General features: G+C 71.0%; 14 protein-coding genes and 1 riboswitch. Of the genes, 9 read left to right on the top strand and 5 right to left on the bottom strand.

The genetic code is table 11. From position 1 onward, the window contains the following. Window positions 1-18: 18 nt before the first annotated feature. Window positions 19-912, bottom strand: a complete 894-nt coding sequence (locus ACX80J_RS09625) for a ribonuclease Z (protein WP_459344605.1) — start codon at window positions 910-912, stop codon at window positions 19-21. Between the two features lie 270 nt (window positions 913-1,182). Here ACX80J_RS09625 and ACX80J_RS09620 point away from each other — a divergent pair, with 270 nt between their 5' ends. Continuing rightward, window positions 1,183-1,953 (top strand): CPBP family glutamic-type intramembrane protease, encoded by a 771-nt coding sequence (locus ACX80J_RS09620; protein WP_459344749.1) that lies wholly within the window; start codon window positions 1,183-1,185, stop codon window positions 1,951-1,953. A 21-nt stretch (window positions 1,954-1,974) separates the two neighbouring features. Continuing rightward, window positions 1,975-2,586: a DNA alkylation repair protein gene (locus ACX80J_RS09615; RefSeq protein WP_459344604.1), complete on the top strand. Its 612-nt coding sequence runs from the start codon at window positions 1,975-1,977 to the stop codon at window positions 2,584-2,586. A gap of 18 nt (window positions 2,587-2,604) precedes the next feature. On the opposite strand, the gene ACX80J_RS09610 is transcribed toward ACX80J_RS09615, so the two are convergent. The 3 genes from ACX80J_RS09610 to ACX80J_RS09600 all read right to left on the bottom strand — a co-directional run bounded on the left by ACX80J_RS09610 (window position 2,605) and on the right by ACX80J_RS09600 (window position 5,293). After that, window positions 2,605-3,366, bottom strand: a complete 762-nt coding sequence (locus ACX80J_RS09610; RefSeq protein WP_459344603.1) for a glycosyltransferase family 2 protein — start codon at window positions 3,364-3,366, stop codon at window positions 2,605-2,607. Window positions 3,367-3,409: 43 nt separating this feature from the next. Further along, window positions 3,410-4,315 (bottom strand): KPN_02809 family neutral zinc metallopeptidase, encoded by a 906-nt coding sequence (ypfJ, locus tag ACX80J_RS09605; protein WP_459347600.1) that lies wholly within the window; start codon window positions 4,313-4,315, stop codon window positions 3,410-3,412. Window positions 4,316-4,387: 72 nt separating this feature from the next. Continuing rightward, window positions 4,388-5,293, bottom strand: a complete 906-nt coding sequence (locus tag ACX80J_RS09600; RefSeq protein ID WP_459347599.1) for an SGNH/GDSL hydrolase family protein — start codon at window positions 5,291-5,293, stop codon at window positions 4,388-4,390. A 364-nt stretch (window positions 5,294-5,657) separates the two neighbouring features. On the opposite strand from ACX80J_RS09600, the gene ACX80J_RS09595 reads away from it, so the two are divergent. Next, window positions 5,658-6,515, top strand: a complete 858-nt coding sequence (locus ACX80J_RS09595; RefSeq protein WP_459347598.1) for a Rieske (2Fe-2S) protein — start codon at window positions 5,658-5,660, stop codon at window positions 6,513-6,515. Between the two features lie 95 nt (window positions 6,516-6,610). Here ACX80J_RS09595 and ACX80J_RS09590 read toward each other — a convergent pair whose 3' ends face one another. Continuing rightward, window positions 6,611-8,164, bottom strand: a complete 1,554-nt coding sequence (locus tag ACX80J_RS09590) for an MDR family MFS transporter (protein WP_459347597.1) — start codon at window positions 8,162-8,164, stop codon at window positions 6,611-6,613. A 248-nt stretch (window positions 8,165-8,412) separates the two neighbouring features. On the opposite strand from ACX80J_RS09590, the gene ACX80J_RS09585 reads away from it, so the two are divergent. From ACX80J_RS09585 to ACX80J_RS09560, 6 genes are all read left to right on the top strand, one after another. Beyond that, window positions 8,413-9,189, top strand: a complete 777-nt coding sequence (locus ACX80J_RS09585) for a thioesterase family protein (RefSeq protein ID WP_459347596.1) — start codon at window positions 8,413-8,415, stop codon at window positions 9,187-9,189. Between the two features lie 122 nt (window positions 9,190-9,311). After that, window positions 9,312-9,596: a DUF427 domain-containing protein gene (locus tag ACX80J_RS09580; RefSeq protein ID WP_459347595.1), complete on the top strand. Its 285-nt coding sequence runs from the start codon at window positions 9,312-9,314 to the stop codon at window positions 9,594-9,596. 122 nt (window positions 9,597-9,718) lie between these two features. Continuing rightward, entirely contained in the window at window positions 9,719-10,747 is a 1,029-nt protein-coding gene (locus ACX80J_RS09575; RefSeq protein ID WP_459347594.1) for an aldo/keto reductase, read from the top strand. Window positions 10,748-10,851: 104 nt separating this feature from the next. Then, window positions 10,852-10,950, top strand: a riboswitch (TPP riboswitch). 38 nt (window positions 10,951-10,988) lie between these two features. Beyond that, entirely contained in the window at window positions 10,989-11,834 is an 846-nt protein-coding gene (gene thiM / locus ACX80J_RS09570; RefSeq protein WP_459347593.1) for a hydroxyethylthiazole kinase, read from the top strand. Continuing rightward, entirely contained in the window at window positions 11,834-12,493 is a 660-nt protein-coding gene (gene thiE, locus ACX80J_RS09565; protein ID WP_459347592.1) for a thiamine phosphate synthase, read from the top strand. The genes thiM and thiE overlap by 1 nt, the downstream gene beginning before the upstream one ends. 145 nt (window positions 12,494-12,638) lie before the next feature. Continuing rightward, entirely contained in the window at window positions 12,639-13,439 is an 801-nt protein-coding gene (locus tag ACX80J_RS09560) for an alpha/beta hydrolase (RefSeq protein ID WP_459347591.1), read from the top strand. The last annotated feature ends 8 nt before the right edge of the window (window positions 13,440-13,447 follow it).

The raw sequence follows: 13,447 nt of genomic DNA, 5'->3' as shown, positions 1-13,447 counted from the left end.
CCCCGTGCACGGGCCCGCTCAGGCGACGGCAGCGCGGCGCGGAGGAAACGCGATACGGTCCAGGTCCGAGGCCGCGATGACGTCCGCGGCGCCCGCTGCTGCCCTCGCCTGATCCGCCAGCACGGCGACGTCGTCGTACCGGGACGAGAAGTGCGTGAGCACGAGTGTGCCCGCCCCGCCGGAGCCTGCTAGAGCACCCGCCTGGCCCGCGGTGAGGTGGAGGTACTGGTCGGCGAGTGCGGCGTCGTCGTTGCTGAAAGTGCTCTCCATGACCAGGAGGTCCGTGCCGTCGGCGAGCGCGGCAGCGCCGTCGCACACCGCCGTGTCCATGACGAAGGCGAAACGGCGCCCCGGGCGATGAATGCTCACGTCCTCCAGCCGCACGCCGACCAGGCTGCCCTCGCGCTGCAGGCGTCCTACATCCGGACCGGCGATGCCGGAGGCCGCGAGGCGCTCGGGCAGGAACGTCCGTCCGTCGGGCTCGGTCACCCGGTAGCCGTAGGCTTCGATGCGGTGGCGCAGCGGCTGCACGTCGATCCCGGGAGCGATCGGTCCCGCCGCACTGTGGGGGCGGAGCCGCAGATCGAGCCCCGGCGTCGCGAGGGAGACCAGCGCGCGCACCACGTCCTCGCCGGACGCGGGGTAGTGGAGGTCGACGGGGGAGCCGACGCCGTCGAGCACCATCCGGGACAGCACACCGGGCAGGCCGAAGCAGTGGTCGCCGTGGACGTGGGTCAGGCAGATCCTGGTGATGCGGCTCGCCGCGACGCCGGCCAGGGTCATCTGGCGCTGGGTGCCCTCGCCGGGATCGAACAGGATGCCCTCGCGCTCCCACCGCAGGAAGTAGCCGTTGTGGTTGCGGGTCCGGGTGGGCACCTGGGACGCCGTGCCGAGGATGACGAGCTCACGCATCACCCCAGTCTTGCACCGCGGGCCCTGCGTCGCCGTCCTGCGGTGCGGCCTTGCACGCGCTGGAATCCGGGCGCGGTGGGAAACACCGTACGGACGGGGCGGTCAGTGGACCGGGGAACGACCGGGCGAAAGAATAGGCGGACGACGACGAAGGGGCATGGTCACGTGGAGCAGCGCGGGCATCCGGCGGCGCCAGACCTGTCGGCCGGGCGCTCTCCGCGAACGGGCCGGGACTGGCAGCAGGGCGCATGGAACACGCCGTCGCTCGGGCTGGTGCCGGCCGCACTGGTGTCCCTCGCGGGCTTCACCCTGTTCGCGCTCCATCAGCCGCTGATCGGATATCCGCTGCTGCTGGTGGCCCTCGTGCTGGCCGTCCTCGTCTCCAGGGTGCTGTTCCGGGACCTCCTGCTGGTGGCATTCGGCGTGGCGGTCATGAGCCTGGTCCCGATCACTACCGACATCAGTCCCGTGCACATGGTCGTCATGGGCACGGCCATGATCCTCGCCGTCGGCGTCCCCTACGCCGTCTCCCGCTTCGCCTACCGGGACCGTGCCATCACCTTCCCGGTCCGGACCGGCCAGCGGTGGAGCCGCGCCGAGAGGTGGTACCTGCCCGCCGTCGTCGTCATGGGGTACGCGCTGCTCCCCGTCTACATGCTCTCCACCGGCGTGTACCGCAACTGGCCGGCGGCGTCGGAACCGGACGACGTCGTCCGCTTGTTCGTCGGCACCAACGGGCTCGGCATCTGGGACGAGCTCTTCTTCGTCTGCACCGTGTTCGCGCTCCTGCGTCGACACCTGCCCATGGCGCAGGCCAACGTGCTGCAGGCCGTGCTCTTCACCTCCTTCCTCTGGGAGCTCGGCTTCCACGCCTGGGCGCCGGTGTTCATCTTCCCGTTCGCCCTGCTGCAGGCCTTCACCTTCACGAGGACGCGCTCCCTCTCCTACATCGTCTGCGTCCACCTGCTGTTCGACCTCGTCCTGTTCCTCGTCCTCCTCCACGCCCACAACCGTGCGTGGATCGACATCTTCGTCTACTGACAGCCTGAGGACAGGAGCACCATGAGCGACCCCGCCGACTTCATCGACGAGTCCCTCCGGTACGAGGGCTCGGAGGAGCGTGCGGAGGACTACGAGCAGCGCCTCGGGACCGGTTTCGAGTACTACGGTGCGTCGGTGGGCGCCGTGCGCGGCACCATCCGCAACGCGGGACGCCGGTACCCGGACCTCGGGCACGACGACATCACCGCCCTCGCCTCCGAGCTGTGGTCCAGTCCGGTCTTCGAGCGCCGCCTCGCAGCCGTGGTTCTGCTGCAGTCATCGGTGCGCCTCCTGCGCCACTCCGACCTGACCCGCATCGAAGGCTTCCTCCGGTCCGCGCACCTCGAGGACCTCGTGGACCCGCTGGCCGTCGACGTCGTCGGGCCCCTGCTGCTCCGCCTTCCGGGACAGGACGGCGTCCGGGCCCGCGTGGTCCTGGAGCGGTGGGCGACGGCGGACGACGTGGAGCTGCGCCGCGCCGCCGTCCTGGCGCACCTGCCCGCCTTCCGGGCCGGGGCGGGGGACGACGCGTCCTTCCGGCGCACCGTCCGGCTGGTCTCGGGGGCACAGCGGGGCCGGGTGACGGCCGTCGAGGACGCGGTGGCCCGCGTGCGGGCGAGCGGTGCAGGCTAGCGACTCCTGCAGGACGCGCTAGCGCACGTCGATGGTGCGGATGAGCTTTCCGCGCAGGGCCGGCACGAGGTGGTGCACGCCCATCATGCTGATCCCGTACCGTCGTACGCGCCGCATCGACGTGGCCACCTTCAGCTGCGGGTCGATCCGCACCGCGGCGTACCCGAGGCGGTGGGAGACCCGGACGGAGAAGTCGATGTCCTCGTCGCGCCGATCGATCGACGTCCGCTCGAACCCGCCCGTGGCGACGTAGGCGGACGCGCGGACCGCCATGTTGTGGCCGGCGACGAAGCGCAGGTAGGCGGGGTCCAGGTGGGTGACGGCCATCAGGATCCTCAGGAACCGGAGGGCCCCGGACATCAGCAGGTCATCGCTCCACCGGTAGTACCGGTCGCGCAGGGGGAGGCTGGTGCCGCCCAGGAGTTGCACGGCGGCGTCCCGGGAGAACGTGGTACGGATCCGGGCGGCCCAGTCCTCCGCCGGCTCGCTGTCCCCGTCCGTCCGGGCCACCACGGTGAAGCCGTCGGCGATCGCGGCCCGGAACCCCGTGTCGCAGGCAGCCCCGGTGCCTTTCTGGGGCTCCGAGAGGATCCTGACGGCCAGGTCCGGATGGTCCGCGGCGAAGCGTTCCACCCGCTGGACGGTGTCATCGCTGGAGCCGTTGTCCACGACGTAGACGGAGAGGTGGGCGCTGTCCCGCTGTCGGCGCAGCGCCTCGAGGGCACGGGCCACGTCGGGTTCGTTGAAGACGGGGACGACGACGGCGAGCCGGTCACTCACGGGACTTCCTTCCCGTCCTCGAGCAGTGCCGCGGGAACGTGGGTCAGGGGTTGTCGAGGTCGGCTGCGGCGAGGGTGTCGCACGATCTCAGGTCGCCGGTCTCGTAGCCCTGCGAGAACCAGGCCTGCCGCTGCGCGCTGGAGCCGTGCGTCCAGCCCTCGGGGTTCACTCGTCCCGTGGCCGCTTCCTGGATGCGGTCGTCGCCCACGGACGATGCGGCGGACAGGGCGTCCTGGAGGTCCGTGGTCGAGAAGGGGATGAGGAACGGCTCACCGGACTCGGGGTCCGGCACGGACGTGGCGTGCGCGGCCCACATGCCGGCGAGGCAGTCCGCCTGCAGTTCCACCCGGACGGCGCCGGACTCGGCTCCCTGCGGGTCCTGCTGGGCGGCCCCGAGCGTGCCGATCAGGTTCTGGATGTGGTGCCCGAACTCGTGCGCCACCACGTACTCCTGGGCGAGCGGACCGCTGGAGGACCCGAAGCGCGTGACCAGGTCGTCGAAGAACGCCGTGTCGTAGTAGGTCTGCTGGTCCGTGGGGCAGTAGAACGGTCCGACGGCGCTGGTCGCGGTGCCGCAGCCGGTATCGGTGCTGCCCGTGAACAGCACCACGCCCGGCTGCGTGTAGGTGACGCCGAACTGGTCGAGGTAGGGCTGCCAGAAACTGTCGAGGCTCTCCGCCGTGCCGAGGATGCGGCAGTCCAGCTGCTCGTTCGCATCGGCGCCGGTCTGGCATGCGTTGATGGCGTCGACGGAACCACCGTCCTGTTGCTGCGTGGTTCCCGCGCCTTCCTCGAGGCCGAGCTGGTTCACGACATCGGGCCCGAAGATCAGCGACAGGATGAGGAGGAGGCCACCACCGAGACCGCCCCCGACGGCGGCGCCGCGTCCCCGTCCCCGCCGGTCGCTGACGCGGGAGGGATCGAAGCGGGCGTTGTCATTGAAACTCATGGCTCAACAATAAGCGGACTTAGCGTTGTCGTGGGCCACGACCCGGCGGGGTTGTGCTCCTCGAGCGGCCCGCTACTCGAGGGGCCGGCGTTCCCGGGGCCAGTGGAGCAGCGGGTCGACGGAGGTGTGCGCGACCCCCAGCTTCAGTGCCCTCAATTCCTGCTCGAGCACGCGTGCCGCCCGCTGGTGACCCGCAGACCCGAGGTGCACGTCGTCGGCAAGGAAGGCCTTCAGCTGGTGGGTGGTCAGCCAGTCCCCGGCCGATACGAAGGGGATGGCGCGCTTGTCGGCCAGGTCGGCGAGCAGGGCGTCGACCTCGTACCGGCGCCCGCCGCCGTCCCGGGCACTGCGGCTCAGGGTGCCGATCATCACCATGCGTGAGGACGGATACGTGCGTCCGAGTTCCAATACCAGGGCATTGGCGCTGGCGAGGATGTCGTCGTCGGATACGCCACGCGCGGCGTCGTTGCCTCCGCCCTGCACGACCACGAGTGCGGGATCCCCGTGCGGCAGCACCCAGTTCCCGCGGGTGAGTGAATCGTAGTAGTTCGCGTCGCCAGCGCCGTTCGCGGCGGCGAAGCCTGTTCCGCCTGCGCCCTCGAACTTCACGGAATAGCCGAGGTTCCGCAGGGCGATCTGTGGCCACGTATCAACTCCGCCGGCCTGTGAATCACCGATGAGGACGGCGGTGCGCCGAATGTCGGGCACCACGACTTCCGGGCGTCCCGTTCCGGGATTCCTGGCGAGACTGCCGGCCGGCAGCTGTGCGGGCTGCTGTGCCGGCTGCGTCCGGGCCCGCATCCTCGCCCTGGTCGGCTCCGTGGGGTTCCTCCCCGGGGCCTCCTCGCTCGCAGCATGCGCGGAGATGCCCGGAGGAGCGCCGGCGGGGGAGGCCAGGGCGTGACGGGTCTGCGCCGAGGTGGGCGACACGCAGCCTGCGAGGAGAGTGAGGGACACCCCGAGGGTCAGGAGAACCACGCGCGGTGAACCCCTCGGACGTGCCGGCGGAGGCCCGAGGACCCCGGTCGTCGTGCTGCAGTGCATTGCCATCCCCGTGCCCCCTCGGACTCCCCTCCAAGTCCTGCGCCAAGCTTACAAGCGCGCGAGGCGTGGAGTCGTCCTTGATCCGGCGGCGTTCCGGCACTAGCGGTACATCAGGGGCGCCACGCCGGGATGCGGGCCGGGCGGGATTCTCGCACCGAAGTGCGCGCAGGCCAAGACAAACCTCGCCGCGCCGCGCCGGGTTGTCAGGTGTAGGAGCTGCTGGAACGGTGGGGACCGGGCGGCGCCGCGGTCAAATCCCGTCGGCTGGCCTGCCGTCCCGGACCAGAAGGAGCAAAGGATGAACATCCTGCACGTAATGCTGGACGGACTCGAGCACGCGAAGTCGCTCGACAAGGTCGCCGACCCGATCGCGGCAGCAGTCAGCAAAGCCGTCAAGCCTCGCATGATCCGGAACGTGCTCAGCGGTACGGCCATCGGCCACCACCTCCATCCCATGCTGGTCGTCGTCCCGTCGGGTGCCTGGAGCATGGCCTCGTTCCTCGACCTCGCCGGGGGCAGGAGCTCCCGCAAGGCGGCCGACCTCCTCGTCGGCGTCGGCATCCTCTCCGCCGTACCGACCGCTATCGCGGGCCTGCACGACTGGTCCGACACCCAGGAGAAGGAACGCCGCGTGGGGATCGTCCATGCTGCCGGCAACTCGCTGGCCCTGACGCTGTACACCGCCTCGACGGTCGCGAGGGCCAGGGACAGCCGCACCCTCGGCGTCCTGCTCGGACTCGGCGGCCTCGGGTCGATGCTGTTCAGCGCCTACCTCGGCGGGCACCTGAGCTACGCGAATGCCGTCAACGTGAACCGGACCGCCGGGCACGAGGGACCGAAGGACTGGACGCGGGTGGCCAGCGACGCCGACATCGTCGAGGGCGGGCGGCAGCTCGTCGAGGCGAACGGCGTGCCGATCCTGCTGCTGCGCCACGGCGGCAGGCTGACGGCCATGGACAGCGTCTGCAACCACCTCGGCGGCCCCCTGCAGGACGGCCCCATCGAGGACGGCTGCATCACGTGCCCGTGGCACCAGAGCATGTTCCGGCTCGACGACGGCAAGAACTACCGCGGACCCGCTGCCGTCCCGCAGCCCGTCTACGAGACGCGAGTCACCAGCGACGGCTCCATCGAGCTGCGCCAGCCCGCGTCCTGACGCTCCGACCGACGCCCGATCCACGCTCCGACCGCACCGACGACGAAGCCCCACCGGGAGGACCCGGTGGGGCTTCGTCGTGGAGCAGCGGGCTCCTAGTGCACGGGCGCGGGAGCATCCCCGGTCACCTGGGGCGTGCGCACGAAGAACGAGGCGACGACGGCGAGCAGGAAGATGACCGCCCCGTACAGGAACGCCGCCCGGATACCGCCGGCCATCGCCGGAAGCTGCGCGGCGCCTTCGGCCGCCAGTGCCGTCGACTGGAGGGTCATCACCGAGATGAAGAGCGCGGTGCCCGCAGCGCCTGCCAGTTGCTGCGCCGTTCCGAAGACCGCACTGCCGTGCGAGTACAGGTGCGGCCTGACGGACCCGAGGGCCGAGGTCATCAGCGGGGTGAACATGAGGGCAAGCCCCACGCTGAGCAGCACGTGAGCCACGAGGACGAGGTGCGCGGGCGTCGTCTCGGTGACCCGGGTCATCGACCAGAACACCGCGCTGACCAGGAGCGCACCCGGGACCAGGAGGACCCGGGGCCCGCGGCGGTCGTAGATCCGGCCGACGACGGGGCCGAGCAGGCCCATGGCGAGGCCGCCGGGGAGGAGCAGCAGCCCGGACACCAGCGGATCCAGGCCGAGGACGCTCTGGACGTAGATCGGGATCAGGATGATGGTGCCGAAGAGGGCCATCATGCTCACCGCGATGGCGACGATCGAGATGGTGAAGTTGCCGGACGTGAACACCCGCAGGTCGAGCAGGGCCGCGTCCCGCCGCTGCAGCACGAGCTGGCGGGAGATGAAGGCGGCGAGTCCGACGATGCCGGCGACCAGGGGAATCCACGCAGGGAAGGCACTGCCGGCCGCGGCCTCCCCGAGCTCGCTGAGACCGTAGATGATGCCGCCGAAGGCCCCGGCGGAGAGGATGACCGACGGCACGTCGATCGACGATCGCCGCGGCTCGGTGACGTTCTGCATCCTGGCCGATCCGATGACCAGGGCAGCGAGGGCGATCGGCAGGACCAGCCAGAACATCCAGCGCCAGTCGAGCACGCTGAGGATGGCTCCGGAGATGGTGGGGCCCAGCGCGGGCGCCACGGAGATCACGATCGAGATGTTGCCCATGATCTTGCCGCGCGATGCGGGAGGCACGAGCGTCATGACCGTCGTCATCAGCAGCGGCATCATGATCGCCGTGCCGCTCGCCTGGACGACGCGGCCGACCACGAGGACGGCGAACCCCGGGGCCAGGGCGGCGATGAGGGTGCCGAGGCTGAACAGGCCCATGGCGGCCATGAAGACCGGGCGCGTGGTGAAGCGCTGGAGGAGGTAGCCGGTCACCGGGATGACCACGGCCATGGTCAGCATGAAGGCCGTGCTCAACCACTGGCCGGCACCGACGGTGATGCCGAGGTCCTCGACCAGGCGCGGGATGGCCACGCCCATGATCGTCTCGTTGAGGATCACCACGAACGCGGAGATGAGCAGGATGGTGATGACCAGCCTGTCGCGTGCCGGGAGGGCGCCCTCACCGGTGGCACCCGAGGAGGCAGTGCCGGAGGAGGCCGTGCCGGGCGAGACCGCAGGGCGGGAGGGCGCGACGCCTGCTCGGCTCGGAGTCGCGTCTGATACGCGGGACGGGGGACTGGAGGTCATGGGAATCCGCTCGGTTCGAAATGCTGTGCGGCGCCGTCGGATGTCCTCCGCGCGGCCGCGTTCGGCACCGGGCCCTTAAAGGTTGACCCGGTCAATCATTGAACCCCCGGCGTCCGGATCCTATTCCGGGACGCCCTTCCCGGTTCCACTAGCATGGGGCGGGTGCGTGCCCGGGACCGATGTCCAGGGCCTTTCCTCCGCTCACCGCGCAGGACGCGATCCCGGCCCGTCCGACGAAGGAGACTTCCGTGCCCGATTCTTTCTACCGTGATCTCGGCGGCGGGAGGTTCGAATCGACGATCCACGCCCAGGGCGCCTGGAACCCGGAAGAGCAGCACATGGCACCGATCTCGGGCCTCCTGACCCAGTGCCTGCTGGACTGCCAGCCACGGGACGGCATGCAGCTCGGCCGCCTGAGTTTCGACATCCTCGGGATGATCCCGGGCGGTGAATTCGAGGTCAGCACAGCCGTCGTCCGGCCCGGACGGACCATCGAACTGCTCGAGGCACGCATGGAAGCCGGCGGCAGGACCGCGATCGTGGCGAAGGCATGGCGCCTCGCCACCCAGGACACGGCAGCCGTCGCCGCCGTCGAGGACCCGATGATGCCGGGACCCGAGGCCGCGGGTCCGCACGAGGGCATGACGGCGTGGCCCGGAGGGTTCATCCGGTCCCTGGAGGTCCGGGTGGTACCGGGACACCGTCCCGGGCGGGGGCAGGTCTGGATCCGGAACACCTACCCGATGGTGGAGGGCAGGACGAGCGCCGACGTCGTGCGCCTCGTGGGCATGATGGACGCGGCCAACGGCATCGCCTCGCGTGTGGCACCCGGTGGCGACAGCTGGATGTTCCCGAACGTCGACCTGCAGATCCACCTCCACCGCCTGCCCGCCGGCGAGTGGCTCGGCCTCGATACGCGCGTCACGTTCGGCGCGAACGGCGTGGGACTCACCTCCAGCGTGGCGCACGACCTCGACGGTCCCTTCGGGCGGATCGAGCAGATCCTCACGGTCCGCAAGCTCTGACCGCCGCGCCCGGAATGCCCCGGCGCTCGCCGGGGTTGCACCGGGTACGGACGCCCTCGCCGCCGTCGGCAGGGAGCGGACAGCCTGCCCGCGCGACCTCACGTCCCCGAGGAAGAGGAACCATGCCGAAAGCAATCTGGAAAGACAGGGTCGTCGCGGAGTCGGCGGACACCGTGATGGTCGAGGGGAACCACTACTTCCCGCCGGGTTCCATCTCCCAGGAATTCTTCGTCCCCACGGAGACGCACACCGTGTGCCATTGGAAGGGCACGGCGAGCTACTACACCCTGGTGGTGGACGGCGAGCAGAACAGGGACGCCGCCTGGAGCTACCCGGAACCGAAAGAAGCGGCGGAGAACATCCGCGGTTACTACGCTTTCTGGAAGGGCGTCACCGTCCGCGAGTGAGCATCGGAGGAGGGGCGCCGTCCCACGACGGCGCCCCTTGCCATGCCGGTCGCAGGACAGCTGCGCCCGGTTCAGGATCCAAGGACACGGCGCCACACGGCGCACAGCAAAGGAGCAACCCCATGGAGTACCGGAAACTCGGTAACAGCGGCACCTCGGTGTCCCACCTCGCCCTCGGCACGATGACCTTCGGGGCGGAGTCGGACGAGGCGACGTCTCACGCCATCCTGTCCGACTACGCCGCGGCAGGCGGCAACCTGATCGATACGGCGGACGTGTACTCCGCCGGCACCTCCGAGGAGATCATCGGCCGCTGGCTCGCGAAGAACCCGGTGGAACGGGACCGTATGGTGCTCGCCTCCAAGGGCCGCTTCCCGATGGGCGCCGGCCCCAACGACCTCGGCCTGTCGAGGCGCCACCTCCGGCGAGCGCTCGACGCCTCGCTGGCCCGGCTCGGGGTCGACCACATCGACCTGTACCAGGTGCATGCGTGGGATCCGCTGACCCCGCTCGAGGAGACCCTCGGCTTCCTCAACGAGGCGGTCGTCCAGGGCAAGATCGGCTACTACGGGTTCTCGAACTACACCGGCTGGCAGCTCACGAAGGCCGTGATGACCGCCCGCCAGCGTGGCTACTCACTGCCGGTGACGCTGCAGCCCCAGTACTCGCTGCTCGTGCGTGACATCGAAGCCGAGATCGTCCCCGCCGTGCTCGACGCGGAGATGGGCATGCTGCCGTGGTCCCCGCTCGGCGGCGGCTGGCTGACCGGGAAGTACTCCCGTGACGCCGAGCCGACGGGCGCCACCCGGCTCGGGGAGAACCCCAAGCGCGGCATGGAGGCCTGGGAGAAGCGCAACGCGGACCGGACATGGGACATCGTCGACACCGTGACCGGCATCGCGGCCGAGCGTGGCATCAACGCCTCCCACGTCGCACTCGCCTGGGTCGCCGCGAAACCCGCCGTGACCTCCGTGATCCTCGGCGCACGCACGCAGGACCAGCTGGCCGACAACCTCGCGTCGTCGGGCGTCGTGCTGACGCCCGAAGAGCTCGAACGACTCGACGAGGTCAGCGCCCCCACCTTCGGGGACTACCCCTACGGGGCTCCCGGGCAGGAGCAGCGCAGCCGCAAGATCGAGGGCGGCCGCTAGCCAGGCGCAGCTGCCCGTCCCGGTGCCGGTCCCTCCGGTCACCGCCCCGGCACGCCGGGGCGGTGTCGGGGCTTGGAAGCATCCGCACAACGCGTTATCGTTCGAGCAGCGACACGGGGTGTCCCTCCACCGGAGGGGCTGAGATAAGACCCGTCGAACCTGATCCAGCTCATACTGGCGAAGGGATGTCCTGCCGGGCCCTGGTGTCCGTCCGTCCTCTCGCCCCAGCGAAAGGCAGCACATGACGGAATTCCCATCGGCAACCGCGGACCCCGCCCGCACGATCAGCGCCGAGGCCTGCGCGGGGCTGCTCGCGGACCTGCGCAGTGCCTCCCCGCTGGTCCAGTGCATCACCAACGCGGTCGTCACCAACTTCACCGCGAACGTGCTGCTCGCCCTGGGTGCAGCCCCCGCCATGGTCGACATCCCCGGGGAAGCGGCGCAGTTCGCGCCCGTGGCCTCCGGGGTGCTCGTCAACCTCGGCACACCCACCGAGGCGCAGCGCGCGGCCATGCTCGAGGCCGCGGAGGCGGCGGCCGCGTCGGGCACGCCCTGGGTGCTCGATCCCGTCGCCGTGGGGTTCCTGACCGTTCGCACCCGGACGGCCCAGCAGCTCGTCGCCCAGCGCCCCACCATCATCCGCGGCAATGCATCGGAGATCATCGCCCTCGCCGGCTCCGGCGGCGGGGGACGCGGCGTGGACTCCGTGGACGAGCCCGCCGCGGCGCTCGACGCAGCACGCCTCCTGGCATCGCGGTGGGGTTCCGTCGTCGCCGTCTCGGGGGCCGTCGACGCCGTCGTCCCGGCCGACGGCGCCGTCGTCCGGGTGGCCAACGGCACGCCGCTGCTGACCCGGGTCACCGGCGGCGGCTGCGCGCTCGGTGCCGTGATGGCGGCTTTCGCCTCGCTCACACCGGATCCACTGCTCGCGGCCACTGCGGCCACCGGCGTGTACACGCTCGCCGCGGAGAAGGCCGCGATCCTGGCGGAGGGCCCGGGAACCTTCGCCCCGCGCTTCCTCGACGCGCTCGCAGCGATCACCCCGGCCGATGTCCGCCAGGGCCTGGTCCTGCCGGAGGACTCCTGATGCCCCGGCCGGATCCGGCGTCGTACCTGCCGCTCTACCTCGTGACCGACACGGAGCTGTGCGCGCCCCGGGCGGTCGCCGACGTCGTCGCCGCGGCCGTGGCAGGGGGTGCGAGCTGCGTGCAGGTGCGGGACAAGCACGCGGGAGGGCGGGACCTGCTCGCGCTCCTCGCCGCGGTCGCCGACGCCGTCGCGGGCCGGGTGCCGGTGCTGGTCGACGACCGGGTGGACGTGTACCTCGCGGCGCGGGAGCAGGGCGCACAGGTGCACGGCGTCCACGTGGGCCAGTCCGACCTGCCGCCCGATCTGGTGCGGCGCATCGTCGGCCCGGACGCCGTCGTGGGCCTGAGCGCGGCGACCGCCGACCAGTTCGCCGTCGCCCACGCCCTTCCCGCCGGCACGGTGGACTACCTCGGCGTCGGCGCGGTGCATGCCACCGCCACGAAACCGGACCACCCGACACCGCTCGGCGTCGACGGCTTCGCTGCGCTGGCGGGCACGGCGCGCCTGCCCTGCGTGGCGATCGGCGGGGTCACCGCGGCGGACGCCTCCCCGCTCCGCCAGGGGGGAGCGGCAGGAATGGCAGTCGTGTCCGCGATCTGCGCGGCGCCCGACCCCGCACGTGCCGCGGGGCTGCTGCTGGAGGCCTGGGAGTCCTGAGGAGCGCGGGTGCGCACCGCTGCAACACCGGTGCGCACCCGGTGCGCACCGGTGCGACAGCGTGCGGCCCGGCACGGTCCGATAACCGATGGAGGCTCGGACGGCAACCGGGAGAGCGGGTGCCTGCCGCCCCTAGAATCGCCGTGTGGCAACGAGGAGGGACATCCTTGCCAGCATGGTGATCGTGCCGCTCCTCGTGGCGGAGACGGCGTGCGACGGAGGTTCCATGGACAGCGGACAGCCCACAGGTACCGCGGCGGGGGATCCCGCCGTCCTCACAGCGCGACCGGGCACGGCGGAACCGGGTACCGGGACGAGACCGGGGGTGCACGCCCTCGGCGTGGCGACGAGGCGGGACCCGATCGTCTTCGTCCCCGAGTCCGTGGACACCGACGAGCCGGTGCCCCTCCTCGTCGCTCTCCACGGGGCGGGCGGGGACCCGCAGGGCGGGCTGTCCGTCCTCCGCGCGGCCGCCGAGGAGCTCGGGATCGTCATCCTCGCGCCCGCCTCCCGCGCGGCCACCTGGGACGCCATCCGCGGCGGGTACGGTCCGGACACCGAGGTGATCAACAGGGCACTGCAGGAGGTCTTCTCGTTCGTCCCGGTCGATCCTGACCGGATCGGCGTGGCGGGGTTCTCCGACGGAGCCTCCTATGCGCTGGGCCTCGGGCTGGCCAACGGGGACCTCTTCAGCAAGGTAGTGGCGTTCTCACCCGGCTTCGTGCCGGCCGGGCCGCAGAACGGGCAGCCGGCCGTCTTCATCTCGCACGGCACCGAGGACGCCGTCCTTCCCATCGACGCCACGAGCAGGAGGGTGGTGCCCGCGCTCAAGCGCCGCGGGTACGAGGTGGTGTACCGCGAGTTCGACGGCCCCCATACCGTACCCCCGGCCATCGCCGTCGAGGCGGGGCTCTGGCTCGAGTGGACGCCCCTCCCGACGCCCTGACCGGCGCC

It is taken from the genome of Arthrobacter rhamnosi, assembly GCF_054510975.1.
The sequence above is the reverse complement of the archived record's forward strand: the minus strand, read 5'-3'. Positions and strand labels throughout refer to the sequence as shown.

Bases quoted from the DNA above. Each gene is read 5' to 3' on its own strand.
- ACX80J_RS09580 (WP_459347595.1), top strand. From the start codon at position 9,312: ATGCCGAAAGCAATCTGGAAAGACAGGGTCGTCGCGGAGTCGGCGGAC.
- ACX80J_RS09595 (WP_459347598.1), top strand. From the start codon at position 5,658: ATGAACATCCTGCACGTAATGCTGGACGGACTCGAGCACGCGAAGTCG.
- ACX80J_RS09575 (WP_459347594.1), top strand. From the start codon at position 9,719: ATGGAGTACCGGAAACTCGGTAACAGCGGCACCTCGGTGTCCCACCTC.
- ACX80J_RS09625 (WP_459344605.1), bottom strand. From the start codon at position 912: ATGCGTGAGCTCGTCATCCTCGGCACGGCGTCCCAGGTGCCCACCCGG.
- thiE (WP_459347592.1), top strand. From the start codon at position 11,834: ATGCCCCGGCCGGATCCGGCGTCGTACCTGCCGCTCTACCTCGTGACC.
- ACX80J_RS09615 (WP_459344604.1), top strand. From the start codon at position 1,975: ATGAGCGACCCCGCCGACTTCATCGACGAGTCCCTCCGGTACGAGGGC.
- ACX80J_RS09590 (WP_459347597.1), bottom strand. From the start codon at position 8,164: ATGACCTCCAGTCCCCCGTCCCGCGTATCAGACGCGACTCCGAGCCGA.
- ypfJ (WP_459347600.1), bottom strand. From the start codon at position 4,315: ATGAGTTTCAATGACAACGCCCGCTTCGATCCCTCCCGCGTCAGCGAC.
- thiM (WP_459347593.1), top strand. From the start codon at position 10,989: ATGACGGAATTCCCATCGGCAACCGCGGACCCCGCCCGCACGATCAGC.